The following is a 12,458-nucleotide window of genomic DNA, read 5'->3' on the forward strand; positions in this document are numbered from 1 at the left end:
AACCCGATTATCTGTAATTTTACGTCATGAATAAAAAAGATACCATCAACAGGAACATTATCCTTATTTTAATGATAGTGGTTGCTGCAGCTTTCAGGTTAATAACATTTAAGTATAAGGAACTGAGTAACTTTACACCAGTGGGCGCGATAGCGGTATTCGGAGGTGTTTACTTTACCGAAAAATGGAAGGGATATGCAACTGTATTGCTTACATTATTTACTACCGATATCCTGGTTAACTACCTGTACACGTCAAAAGTCACTTTGTGGTATAGTGGTGCGGCCTGGGTTTATCTTTGCTTTGCCCTGATGGTTTTAGTTGGCAGCTTTATTAAAAAGGTAAATGTGCTTAATGTATTGTTGGTATCTGTTGCATCGGTATTGATCCATTGGCTCATTATCGATCTGCCATTTTTATATGGTACCATGTATCCGCATACTTTAGCGGGTTATGGTCAATCTTTAATCAATGCTATTCCCTTTGAAAAGAACATGGTTTTAGGAGACCTCCTATTCGGTTTTCTACTGTTTGGTGGTTTTGAGTTGGCAAAAAGTAAGTTTGCTTTTTTGCAAACTCCAAAGCAGCTGGCTCTTTAACCTAAGATAATAAAATTGAAAGCGATCTGCCATAATGCAGGTCGCTTTTTTTATGGGCTGATAATTTCAGGAAAATCAAAAGCATAAGGCCAACAGTTAATTGTTGAAATGCAAATACATTCCTGATTTGGTTGAAATGTTAAAACAGATCTGATTTAATTTAAGATATGAAAAACCTGGTAGTATTAACGGGAGCGGGGATCAGCGCTGAAAGTGGTTTAAAGACCTTTAGAGACAGTGATGGCCTTTGGGAGGGGTACAACATACAAGACGTGGCTACACCCGAAGCCTGGGAGCATAACCCGGTATTGGTGCAACAGTTTTATAACGAAAGGCGGAAGTCGGTACTGGAAGCGAAACCTAATGAGGCCCATTACGCGTTAGCAAGATTGGAAGAGAAATATAATGTTACAATTATCACCCAAAATATAGATGATCTGCATGAAAGGGCAGGCTCAACCAATGTAGTGCACCTGCACGGTGTTATTACCCGTTCGCAATCAAGCATCAACCCCGAGCTTACTTATCCGATAGATGGCTGGGAGATTAAGATGGATGAAGTTTGCGAATTAGGGTCGCCGTTACGTGCGCATGTAGTTTGGTTTGGCGAAGATGTGCCGATGATTGGGCCCGCAGCCCGCATTTGTGCTGATGCGGAAGTTTTCATGCTGATAGGTTCATCGTTGGCTGTTTACCCCGCTGCGGGCCTTATTGGCTATGTAAACAGGAATGTTCCTAAATATATCATAGATCCTAAAATACCCGATGCAAGGGTGAGCGGAACTGTAATTAAGATACAGGAAAAAGCAACGGTTGGAGTTATAGCGTTGGTAAATGAGTTGTTAAAAGATTAAAGTCAAATCACCAACCACTAATTAATATGAAGTGCATTTTTAATTGGAGCGGGGGAAAAGACAGCGCCCTGGCTTTATACCATTGCCTGCAAAACCCCGATCTTGAAATAAAATATTTGGTTACCACGATTAATGATGCTGCCGATAGGATCTCGATGCATGGCGTCAGGACGGAGCTATTGGTTAAACAGGCAGAAAGTATTGGCATTTCATTATACCAGATCCGCCTGCCCGAGATGCCGGGGATTAAGGAGTATGATGAGGTGATGCATCGTCATTTATCTCACCTTAAAAATGAAGGTATAACCCATTCCATTTTTGGCGACATTTTTTTGCAGGATCTTAAAGATTATCGCGATGCCCGGTTAAGCGAACTTGGCCTCACTGGTATTTATCCCTTATGGAAACTTGATACCAGCGAACTGATCAATGAGTTTTTAACCCTTGGGTTTGGAACAGTAATAGCTTGTACCCAGGCAAGGCTGGAGCGGATAGTTGGGAAGGAGATAAGCCTTGAATTGATTGAAGCTTTACCGGATGACGTAGATGTTTGCGGAGAGAACGGGGAGTTTCACACCTTCACTTTTAAAGGACCTATCTTTAAAAAAGAGATCAGTTATAAAACAGGCGTTAAAATATTTAAGGAATATCAAGCTCCCAAAAACGCCGATGATTCCTGTGCTTCAACTGCTGATCAACGGTCGAGTGGATTTTGGTATTGTGACCTTCTTTTGGCTTAACTTCCCATTTATTTGGCAAGATAGCAGGCCGAATTTAATTTTTTATATATTTATATGATATCTGTTTGTCAATATCTTAAATCTATTTTTATAAACTAATTGTTTATTCAAGGTAAGAATTAGTCGAAATAGAACCCATAAATCAGGCTTTTTGCCAAATAAAATTTTGTTTTGATTGTTTTGTGAAATTAAATAGCTGTAAATCAAATACTTAATATGGTTTTCTTGTTAAAAATTGTACCTGTAATAAGCATCTTTGAAGTCGGCGCGCATATCGGCAAAGCGGGTAGCTACTGTCTTCAAAAACTCTTCATCAAGCAATTCAAAAACGCTGTTGACGCCATCGGTAAGGTCCATTTCGGCAATTTTAAAGCTTTGTTCCAGCGTGCCCTGTTCTATTTTTACAATGAATTTTTGGTTCATGTTCAGGATGGAGATCTTAAAATCGGGGTGAGGTAATTCGGCTACAATTCTCATATCTTAATTATTCAATAAATCATTTAAAGGGTTATTGCCATTAAGTGAACCAAAGCTGGCAATGGGTTTAAAACGGGCGAAGAGCTCTTCACTATACCAGTTTTCGCTGCGTGTAAGTTTTATTACTTCGGCATGTTCGCGGCTTTTGTAAGCAAAGTTTTTTACATCATCAATGCTCTTCCAAATGGAAAAAGTTGCCTGCCGGTAAACCGGTGCTTCGCCAACACCAAAGGATGTAATATAACCCACAGCGCTGGTCATTAAACCCGCAACTTCATCTACATGGCTCCAAAAATTCCTTAACCTGCTTATCCTAATAGTTGCCCTTGTAAGCACAGCAACCGGACCTGCATAGTTTTGTACATCCGGCTTGCCGAAAGGTTCTTTGCCATCCCATTTACCATGGCTCTGCAATGGCTGGCATAATATGGTATAGCCTTCATGGCCTAATATTTTCCACCAGCTGGAAATAAAGGAGTGATTGTAAAACCTGTCAAAATCTTCACGGTTTTCCCAGCAGGCCAATAAGCCCCATTGCTGCCAGTCGGGTTGCAAATCAAAAGTTCCGTTTCGGCCAGAACCCAGGAGCTTGTAAAAAGTACAGCCTTTTTGCATCAGCATGGGCAGCCGATGTATAGCCATTGCCAGCAAGGCAAAGGGGATAAACAGTTTCCGGTATCGGATTATGGTTAAACTAACAAACATAGCCCTGCTAAATAAAAGATTAAATATGATATTATTGGTATCTGCGTAAAGTATCAGGTAATAAGCATCAAGTATCAGGATTGATTTTCCAGTCAATATATTGGGTAGGGGCAGTCTGGATGATTATACTATTGCTATTTGATAGCGAAAACGAGAAGATTTGCTGTTTGATATCAGGAATTGCTATCTGACTGTAAAAAGAAAAAAATCTTGCTGCCTGATACTTATTACATAATGCTAAAAAGTGCGACTTAATGCTGAAAATAGTCATCTTTGCAATACCATGGCAGAAGATTTAAACATAACTACATCAACCGATAAAACGGAGCAATACACAACGCTGATCCCGCAGATTGAGGCATTGTTGTATGGAGAGCCAGACCTGGTGGCAAACCTGGCTAACATTAGTGCTGCTTTAAAAGAGCAGTTTAAATGGTTTTGGGTAGGGTTTTATATGGTGAAGGATAACGAACTGGTTTTAGGTCCTTTTCAGGGGCCGGTAGCCTGCACCCGCATTAAATTAGGCAAAGGTGTTTGCGGCACGGCATGGCAGCAGGCCAAAACGCTGATCGTGCCCGATGTTGAAGCTTTCCCGGGCCATATTGCGTGTAGCTCATTATCTCAGTCGGAGATTGTAGTGCCTGTATTTCATGATGGTGAGGTTGTTGGTGTTTTGGATGTGGACAGCGAGCTGTTGGATCAGTTTGATGAAACCGACGCACGGTTCCTGGAGCAGGTTGTTAAGCTGTTAAAGTTTTAATGAGCAAGATTTACCTGATAGCCGGTCTTGGCGCTGATACACGTGTTTATAACAACATTGATCTGCGCGACTATGAAGTAATCCCTGTGGACTGGATTGAGCCAGGTGAAAAGGATACTTTAGTCAGCTATGCCAAAAGGCTTGTATATCAATATAATATTGCAGCTAATTCAACCCTGATAGGTAATTCTATGGGTGGGATGATCGCCGTTGAGATGGCTAAGCTTATCCCATTAAAAAAGGTGATCCTCATCTCCAGTATCAAAACAACAGATGAAACTCCGCGGTATTTTAGTTTTTTTAGAAATGTGCCCATTCAGAAACTAATTCCCGGCAAGCTCATTACCTCCATGGGCTTTTTGGTTAAACCGATGTTCGGCCATATGAGTGAGGAGGATGCCTGGTTATTTAATGACATGTTGAAGAATACTTCTCCTTTTTTTGTTAAGTGGGCTATGGGTGCAATATTGGCGTGGCGAAATGATGTTATTCCTGCAAATCTTTACCACATCATCGGCGATAAAGACCTCATCTTTGATTATAATCGCATAAAAAACGCCACCGTTGTAAAAGGGGGAACTCATATTATGATATTTGATAAAGCCAAAGAAATTAATAAACTGTTAACGCAAATTCTCCATAAAAAATGAAGCTGACCGAGGATTATTATTTAGGCAGCAACGTTGTTGCGATCAGCAAAAATCTCCTGGGGAAGTATTTATTTACCTGTATTGATGGTGTAACTACTGGTGGTTATATTGTTGAAACAGAAGCTTATAATGGTATTGTAGACAAAGCTTCTCACTCCTTTGGTAACAGGATGACACCTCGCACCAAAACTATGTTCATGCAAGGCGGTATTGCCTATGTTTACCTTTGTTATGGCATTCATGAAATGTTCAACATCGTTACTTCTGTTGAGGGAGAGCCACATGCTATCCTGGTTAGGGCCATTAATCCAACTGACGGCATTGAGGCCATGCAGGCAAGGCGAAACATGTTTGTACTCAAACCAACAATCACTTCCGGACCTGGTTCTGTTGCAAAAGCATTGGGCATATCGCGCAACATTAATGCAATTAGCTTGCAAAGTGATACACTCTGGATAGAAGACCGAGGACTAAATTTCACAGATGAACAAATTACCATAGGTCCCCGTATTGGCGTGAGCTATGCCGGTGAGGATGCTTTTTTACCTTACCGTTTTTATGTAAAAGGCAATAAATACGTAAGTAAACCCAACAAATAGATGCTTTAAATTTGCTTTTTTGTAATATTGACCAATGGATTATCAAAATAGTTTAGCATTTGCCAACGCACAGGACGAAAAGGATATTTTAAAAGATTTCAGGGACAGGTTTTTAATTCCAAAACATAAGGGAGAGGATGTCATATATCTTTGTGGCAACTCGCTTGGTTTGCAACCTAAATCAGCCGCTCAATACATTGCCGACCAAATGGGTACATGGAAAGAGCTGGCGGTAGAGGGTTGGTTCCAGGGTGATGATCCCTGGTTAGCATATCATAAATCACTTTCATCGTCAATATCTAAGATCGTTGGTGCTCTGGAAAGTGAGGTTACTGTCATGAACTCACTTACAGTGAATCTTCACTTATTGATGGTAAGTTTCTATAAACCAAATAGTAAACGATTTAAAATCATCATGGAAAGTGGCGCTTTTCCATCTGATCAGTATGCTGTGGAAAGCCAGGTTAAGTTTCATGGCTTTGATCCTAAAGATGCTGTGATCGAGATTTTTCCGCGTGAAGGCGAAGTAACTTTGAGAACAGAAGACATACTTCGAACCATAAAGGATCATGCCGATGAACTTGCCTTAGTGCTTTTTAGCGGGATAAATTATTATACCGGGCAGTTTTTTGATTTAGAATCAATAGCGGATGCGGCCCATAAAGCGGGCGCTTATGCCGGTTTTGACCTTGCACATGCAGCGGGTAATGTGCCGTTGAAATTGCATGAATGGGGTGCCGACTTTGCCTGCTGGTGCTCATACAAATACATGAACTCAGGTCCGGGTGGAATAAGTGGGATTTTTGTACACGAAAAACATTTTACCAACCAGGAAATTAATCGCTTTGCGGGGTGGTGGGGTTACCGGGCGGATAAGCGGTTTTTAATGGCCCCGGGCTTTGATCCGGCTGTAGGGGCTGATGGGTGGCAGGTAAGCACAAGTCCCATATTACTTCTGGCTTTATTTAAAGCCTCTATGGCGATCTTTGACGATGCAGGCGGAATAGATGTCATCCGAAATAAAGGCGTCGCTTTAACGGGATATTTGGAGTTTTTGATTAACGGGATAAATAAAGATTACGGCGAAGAGGTTTATAAGATCATTACACCAACTGATCCGACGATTAGAGGTAGCCAGTTATCCGTTGTTTGCAGGTATAATGCCAAGGCGATATTCAAGTACCTTGCGGATAATGGTGTAATTGGTGACTGGAGGGAGCCGGACGTGATCAGGATAAGTCCTGTACCGCTTTACAATTCCTTTCAGGACGTTTTTAATACTGCAAAACATCTTTGTGATGCTTTGACTGCTGTAAAATAAAATAGTTAAACGCAAGTATGGTTTATTACAATCCAAAAGAATGGTTTTCTTTCGTTTTCAAGCTTAATAAGGCAGATACATTACGTGAGCTTTTTCCGCTGATAGTGGCGGTTGCCGCTTATGCTGGTGTAGTTACTTATTTGTTAATAGATTTCTGGAAATTGCCAGATAACAGTATACTAAGAAAAGTAAACTATATCCACCAAACCATCGGATTTGTATTCTCCTTGCTTTTGGCATTTCGTATTAACTCAGCATATGATCGCTGGTGGGAGGGCCGCAAGGTCTGGGGGAGCCTCACCAATAACAGTCGTAACCTGGCTATAAAATTAAGGCACATGGTTAGTGAAGATGAATTCCCCTTTTTTAATTACGCGATCCCGCTTTATGCCCGTTCTTTAAGAAATCATCTTCGTGACGTTTATGAATCAGAACGACAACAATTTGTAACTATCGATCCTGAAAAACATGTACCTAACCAGGTAGCATCAACCATTATATCAAACATATACAGACTGAATAAAAGTGGGCAAATAAACCCGGAGCAGTTATTTAGTATAACTACCGAAATGACTTCATTTACAGATATTTGCGGGGCTTGTGAACGCATCAGGAAAACGCCGATACCTTACTCATACAGCGTTTTTATCAAGAAGTTCATTTTTACATATATCATGACGTTGCCTTTCACCTGGGCCTTTGATCTGAAGTATTTTACAATTCCTATCATTGGTTTTGTGTTATTTGTTTTTGCAAGTATTGAATTGCTGGCTGAGGAGATAGAAGATCCTTTTGGCTATGATGCAAATGATTTGCCGTTGGACAACATTTGTGATAATATCCAAAAGCACGTTGGGGAAATATTAGGTTAAACAGCATGTTCAAAATAGCTTTCGACCCAATATATGCCCATCCGCTACCGGAGGGTCACCGGTTTCCGATGCTTAAATATGAGCTGATTCCGGCGCAGCTATTACATGAGGGTATAATATCAAAAGATAATTTGTTTTCTCCCGGCTTGCCTTCAGAAGACACGATTATAAAAACCCATGATAAAGATTACTGGTATCAGCTTCGTGATCTAACATTGCCTTTGAAAGAACAAAAGCGGATCGGATTCCCATTATCAGCTTTATTGATAGAACGTGAAATGAGGATAGCTAAGGGAACAATTGACGGATGTGTATCTGCTTTTGAAAATCGTATTGCCTTTAATGTTGCCGGCGGAACTCATCATGCGGGAACGAACTGGGGGGAAGGCTTTTGCATGTTGAACGATCAGGCAATTGCTTCTAATTACTTGTTAAATAATGATTTATCAAGCTCTATCTTAATAATTGATTTAGATGTTCACCAGGGAAATGGTACTGCCAGGATATTTGAAAATGAACCCAGGGTATTTACATTTTCAATGCACGGAGCCAATAATTTCCCATCCCGCAAAGAAAAGTCTGACCTGGATATTTCTTTGCAGGATGGTGTTGCAGATGACGAGTTCTTAAATATTTTACATCATACTTTACCCAAACTGATTCGGCAGGCAAAACCCGACTTTATATTTTACCTGGCCGGAGTTGATGTGTTAAGTACTGATAAACTGGGGAAACTTGCCTTAAGTAAAGAAGCGTGTAAAAGCCGTGACCGGTTTGTTTTTGAGCAATGCATTGCCAACAATATTCCTGTACAGGTAAGTATGGGAGGAGGATACTCACCCCAGATCAAAGATATTGTTGATGCCCATTGCAATACCTTTAAAGTGGCCACTGATCTGTATTGCTAATCTTCGGATGGTAATAATATTGCTTTATCGCGATGGTTTTTGCTAATCATATTAAAGCGAAAGAACAAAAGGATAGAGGCTGTAACCAGGCCAAGTACTAATCCATACCAAACACCATAAACTCCCAGGTGAAATTTGATACCAAGCATGTAACCTATAGGTAAGCCTACTACCCAATAAGCTAAAAATGTAATGAGGGTAGGGATGTTTACATCGCCCATTCCACGCAGGATGCCAAGGCCAACAACCTGTGTACCATCAAATAGCTGGAAGAATGCCGCAATAATAAGTAACCGGGCGGCAATATTTACAACATTTTCATCCGCGGTAAATATCCATGGTAATAAATGCCGGCATAAGGCAAAAATTATGGCTGTTATACTCATAAATATCAAAACAATATGATAATTAGAGATTGCCCCAAGTCGTAAATTTTTGTGATCGCCAATGCCAAAATAATTTCCTGATTTTATTGCGGCCGCGGCACCAATGCCGCTCGCCATCATATAGGTCATAGAAGCCATGGTGATGGTAACCTGGTGTGCAGCCTGGTCAACTATTCCAATGGTACCCACTAATAATGCAGCTCCACCAAATGCGCTTATCTCAAAAGTGTATTGCATGGCCACAGGCGCGCCTATCTTTAGAATATTGAATGCACGGAGCCGATCGATATTTTTAAGGGCAAAATTTTTCAAATACGATTTAAAATTCGTTGACCTGAAAACATAAAAAGCCATTACGATAGCCATTAAACATCTATCAATTAGCGTGCTGTATCCAACGCCTTTAATTCCCATAGGATGCACACCAAACATCCCTTTAACAAAAATAATCCCCAAAACAATGTTGATCACATTACCTACCACAGATATGATCATTGCCTGCATGGTAAAACCAAGCCCTTCTGCAAATTGCTTGAAGGTGTTAAATATAAGTAGTGGAATTATTGACAGACTTAATAATAGCAAATATGGTTTAGCCTCCTTTACAACCATTGGCGATTGATCAAGATGGTTGATTAAAAGCATTGTACCGAAATAGATGCCGCAAAATAAAACAATACCGCTCAATATGTTCAGAAGCAAACTGTTTGATAGCAAGCGGCCGCATTCTTTATAGTCTTTACGTCCGTTATTTTGAGCAATTAGTGGAGTGAGGCCATATGAAATACCCATGCCTATAACCAGCGGCACCATAAAAAGACTATTTACTGTAGAGGCTGCGGCTAAGGATATGGTACCCGCGAAGTGGCCAACAATAATAGTATCCGATATTTGAACAGCCGTATGGCCGGCATTGGATATTACTACAGGAACAGCAAGTTTTAAACTTTCGGTATAGTAGGGTTTGTATTTTTGGTAAACGGCTTTCATTACTTTTGTGCAGGAAGGTAAAAGTAATAATTAGGACGGTAAAAAAAGCAACTAACAAGCGGTATAATACTCTTCCTTTTCGGTTGTATTAATGCGGATCAACCCCGAAAGAATGAGATCAACCAAAACTCGTTGAGTACGCCTACGTCCTAGTTTTAACAATTCGCTGCATTCCTTAATTGTGATTCGGTTGGTTTCTGCGAGATAAGTTAGCAAAGTTTTTTCGTTATTAGAATATTCTATCAATACACCCTGGTCGTTAGATGAGCGTTTAAGAACTTCCAAAACAATTTTACTGGCCAATACACTCTTATCCTTCACCCTTACATAAGCCCACCATTTACCATCATCGGCAAGGGCGTAATGGGGTTTTAGGTTACTGGGTAAGGTATCAACAACAAGCACTAATTTGTCATCAACGTAAATTTCTTCAAATATGGGTTCAAGCGCTGGCCGTATAAACATATGAGCCGCCCGGGTAATCATATAGCGTTCCTCATCTTCAGATTTTACGCCCTTGATTGTACCGTCATCTAAAACACCAATTAACAATTTACCGCCTTTGTTGTTAGCAAAGGACACCATGGTGCGGGCTATTTTTTCGCAGCTGGTAATTGTCTTTTTAAAATCGAGCGTTACGCCTTCGCCCTCAAAAATCAGTTTTTTGATATTCATTTTAACCCTCCGGTCTCTTAACCAATTATTGAGATTTAATATACGGTGTAAATATTTCCATCCAGTTCTCCGGTTTTGAAATCTGGCTAAACCCAAACTGGCTGTAAAGTTTTTGGGCATCTGCAGTAGCTAATGACCATCGGCGTAAGCCCTGTAACTCCGGGTGATTAACAATGGTTTGCATGAGCCATTTTGACAGCCCTTTTTTTCTGTATATGGGCAAAATAAACACATCGCAAATATAGGCGAAGGTAGCATTATCGGTAACGACCCGTGCAAAACCCACCAGTTTGCTGTTATTGTAAACCCCAAAACACATTGAGTTTGCTATGGCCTTTTTTAATTTTTCGAGTGGAATCCCCTGCGCCCAATAAGAATCGTCATTTAGATAGTTATATATTACTTCAACATCTAACAGAGTTTTGTCGGTTGATATCAGGAAGTCTCTTTTTATAAAGACTTCGTCATTCATGAAAACAGTCATCAAATTAAAATTACAAATTTGGATCGATAAAATTCAGGTTTCGCAAATAAACTTCATTTATTACAGATACGCATATTTCCCCATTTTTATTGTAAATATCAATAGGGTGGTGAGCGATATACTTGCCAAGAGTGTTCAATTGATTCTCGACTTCTTCAATTTCATCATCACTTATACTAATCTTAAAATACACATCAGTTAAGCCAGGTTTCAAATATTCTATTGTTGACGATTTTGACCACACCTTTAATTTATACCCTTTTTTAATTAGTAGATGATGAAATAATATAGGATAAAATGGATCCGCGGCGGCAAAAAGTGTACCTCCAAAAATAGAATTATTGTAATTTTTATTTAAAAAGCTTTTTTTGATTTTGACTTCAACACCTCTATATCCTTTATCAAATCCAACTACCCAAATACGCTGAAAAAAGAGGGGAGGGTATAAGCGCAATGCCCACTTCAATATTCTTTCGGATGCCACCATAGTTTTTAAATATCTGAAATTTAAAGCAAAATAATTCAACATTAAAGTAAATTAAAAAGACCGTTGGGCTGAAGTATTTCTGATAATATGTAAACTGGCTTAAACAAAATAGGGTGTATATAGTTAATAGTATGTTCATCTATAAATGATGTACACTATTAATTAAACTAATAACTATGAAAAAGCAAATTTTAAGCCTGGCACTTGTCGCGACAATGATAGGCGCAATTGCATCTGGATGCAGTTCGGCCAAAGATGCCAAAAGTGGATCTGACAGTACGAAAATGGACTCAGCTTCCACAACAACTCCGGCACCGGCAGCTACGGATACTGCCAAAACCGATACCATGAAAAAGGATACTGCTAAGAAAATGTAATTATCAATTTAGTTTTTTATAAAAATGTCCGGTTTCTTTTTATAAACCGGACATTTTTATGTCGCTTTATTGATTATTGGTTGTACTTCTATTGCTTCCCAAGCTTTTTTACAGCCATCTGTTTGTACATTTTAATTTTTATATTAGAGCCACCAACTTTATCATTAAATGCAAGTAGTAGTTACTAAAGAAAACCAGTTAGGCATCCTAAACCTGATCGTATTTGTATTATCTGTTTATGTGTTATTGGCAATCCTAGTTGATACTATATTTGTTCTACCTGTTGAAACCTCGATATTGCTTAACTATATTGATAATGCTATTTGTGTGTTTTTCTTTATCGAATTTTGTGTCCGGTTTTTTCAGGCTGAAGGTTATGGAGACAAGTTTCCCGTAACTACTGAAGGTCGTTGCATTGCCGCTATTTTAATGACGGCCGGTGTCGGGCTATTTGGAACATTTACTGCATATGTAGCTTCGTGGTTTGTTACAGAAAGAAAGTAGTTTTTACGATACAGGAAGTCGTCATTAGTAATGCACAATTAAATACATTGGTTGAAAGGAGTCAGTTTGA

The 12,458-nt window shown here is 39.6% G+C and carries 17 protein-coding genes; 11 read left to right on the forward strand and 6 right to left on the reverse strand.

Annotated elements, in window-relative coordinates:
• Positions 1-26 precede the first annotated feature (26 nt).
• The 3 genes from AC1D0K_RS00510 to AC1D0K_RS00520 all read left to right on the forward strand — a co-directional run bounded on the left by AC1D0K_RS00510 (position 27) and on the right by AC1D0K_RS00520 (position 2,193).
• Positions 27-599 (forward strand): DUF6580 family putative transport protein, encoded by a 573-nt coding sequence (locus AC1D0K_RS00510; protein WP_477398149.1) that lies wholly within the window; start codon positions 27-29, stop codon positions 597-599.
• A 167-nt stretch (positions 600-766) separates the two neighbouring features.
• A complete protein-coding gene (locus AC1D0K_RS00515) occupies positions 767-1,453 on the forward strand; it encodes an SIR2 family NAD-dependent protein deacylase (protein WP_477398151.1) in 687 nt (228 codons plus the stop codon).
• Positions 1,454-1,479: 26 nt separating this feature from the next.
• On the forward strand, positions 1,480-2,193 hold the full coding sequence (locus AC1D0K_RS00520; protein ID WP_477398153.1) for a Dph6-related ATP pyrophosphatase: 714 nt from the start codon (positions 1,480-1,482) through the stop codon (positions 2,191-2,193).
• Between the two features lie 228 nt (positions 2,194-2,421).
• On the opposite strand, the gene AC1D0K_RS00525 is transcribed toward AC1D0K_RS00520, so the two are convergent.
• Both AC1D0K_RS00525 and AC1D0K_RS00530 read right to left on the reverse strand, forming a co-directional pair.
• Positions 2,422-2,670 carry a hypothetical protein gene (locus tag AC1D0K_RS00525; RefSeq protein WP_477398155.1) on the reverse strand — a complete coding sequence of 83 codons (249 nt, stop codon included), beginning with the start codon at positions 2,668-2,670 and terminating at the stop codon, positions 2,422-2,424.
• Between the two features lie 3 nt (positions 2,671-2,673).
• Positions 2,674-3,471: a DUF3291 domain-containing protein gene (locus AC1D0K_RS00530; RefSeq protein WP_477398157.1), complete on the reverse strand. Its 798-nt coding sequence runs from the start codon at positions 3,469-3,471 to the stop codon at positions 2,674-2,676.
• 187 nt (positions 3,472-3,658) lie between these two features.
• Between AC1D0K_RS00530 and AC1D0K_RS00535 the strand changes: the two genes are divergently transcribed.
• The 6 genes from AC1D0K_RS00535 to AC1D0K_RS00560 are packed head-to-tail and all read left to right on the forward strand — an operon-like array spanning position 3,659 to position 8,485.
• The gene (locus AC1D0K_RS00535) at positions 3,659-4,135 is read left to right on the forward strand and encodes a GAF domain-containing protein (protein ID WP_477398159.1); all 477 of its coding nucleotides are present in this window, start codon (positions 3,659-3,661) and stop codon (positions 4,133-4,135) included.
• Positions 4,135-4,785 carry an alpha/beta hydrolase gene (locus tag AC1D0K_RS00540; RefSeq protein ID WP_477442886.1) on the forward strand — a complete coding sequence of 217 codons (651 nt, stop codon included), beginning with the start codon at positions 4,135-4,137 and terminating at the stop codon, positions 4,783-4,785. The genes AC1D0K_RS00535 and AC1D0K_RS00540 overlap by 1 nt, the downstream gene beginning before the upstream one ends.
• Complete coding sequence (locus AC1D0K_RS00545; RefSeq protein ID WP_477398163.1) at positions 4,782-5,384, forward strand: DNA-3-methyladenine glycosylase; 603 nt, start codon at positions 4,782-4,784, stop codon at positions 5,382-5,384. Before AC1D0K_RS00540 ends, AC1D0K_RS00545 begins: the two co-directional genes overlap by 4 nt.
• Before the next feature lie 34 nt (positions 5,385-5,418).
• The gene (gene kynU, locus AC1D0K_RS00550; RefSeq protein ID WP_477442888.1) at positions 5,419-6,705 is read left to right on the forward strand and encodes a kynureninase; all 1,287 of its coding nucleotides are present in this window, start codon (positions 5,419-5,421) and stop codon (positions 6,703-6,705) included.
• Between the two features lie 17 nt (positions 6,706-6,722).
• Complete coding sequence (locus AC1D0K_RS00555) at positions 6,723-7,577, forward strand: bestrophin family protein (RefSeq protein WP_477398167.1); 855 nt, start codon at positions 6,723-6,725, stop codon at positions 7,575-7,577.
• 5 nt (positions 7,578-7,582) lie between these two features.
• The gene (locus AC1D0K_RS00560; protein ID WP_477398169.1) at positions 7,583-8,485 is read left to right on the forward strand and encodes a histone deacetylase family protein; all 903 of its coding nucleotides are present in this window, start codon (positions 7,583-7,585) and stop codon (positions 8,483-8,485) included.
• Here the strand turns inward: AC1D0K_RS00560 and AC1D0K_RS00565 are convergent.
• Genes AC1D0K_RS00565 through AC1D0K_RS00580 form a run of 4 tightly spaced genes read right to left on the reverse strand, consistent with a single transcriptional unit; the run spans position 8,482 to position 11,507 of the window.
• The gene (locus AC1D0K_RS00565) at positions 8,482-9,861 is read right to left on the reverse strand and encodes an MATE family efflux transporter (RefSeq protein WP_477398171.1); all 1,380 of its coding nucleotides are present in this window, start codon (positions 9,859-9,861) and stop codon (positions 8,482-8,484) included. The two genes, AC1D0K_RS00560 and AC1D0K_RS00565, sit on opposite strands and share 4 nt — an antisense overlap.
• A gap of 51 nt (positions 9,862-9,912) precedes the next feature.
• Positions 9,913-10,536, reverse strand: coding sequence for an AlbA family DNA-binding domain-containing protein (locus tag AC1D0K_RS00570; RefSeq protein WP_477398173.1), 624 nt, complete (start codon positions 10,534-10,536; stop codon positions 9,913-9,915).
• Between the two features lie 25 nt (positions 10,537-10,561).
• Positions 10,562-11,008, reverse strand: coding sequence for a GNAT family N-acetyltransferase (locus AC1D0K_RS00575; protein WP_477398175.1), 447 nt, complete (start codon positions 11,006-11,008; stop codon positions 10,562-10,564).
• A gap of 22 nt (positions 11,009-11,030) precedes the next feature.
• Entirely contained in the window at positions 11,031-11,507 is a 477-nt protein-coding gene (locus tag AC1D0K_RS00580; RefSeq protein WP_477398177.1) for a DUF4442 domain-containing protein, read from the reverse strand.
• Between the two features lie 176 nt (positions 11,508-11,683).
• Here AC1D0K_RS00580 and AC1D0K_RS00585 point away from each other — a divergent pair, with 176 nt between their 5' ends.
• Both AC1D0K_RS00585 and AC1D0K_RS00590 read left to right on the forward strand, forming a co-directional pair.
• Entirely contained in the window at positions 11,684-11,884 is a 201-nt protein-coding gene (locus tag AC1D0K_RS00585) for a hypothetical protein (protein WP_477398179.1), read from the forward strand.
• 168 nt (positions 11,885-12,052) lie between these two features.
• A complete protein-coding gene (locus AC1D0K_RS00590; protein WP_477398181.1) occupies positions 12,053-12,388 on the forward strand; it encodes a hypothetical protein in 336 nt (111 codons plus the stop codon).
• Positions 12,389-12,458: the final 70 nt, after the last annotated feature.

The sequence above is a fragment of the Mucilaginibacter sp. P1_A3 genome, from assembly GCF_056406855.1.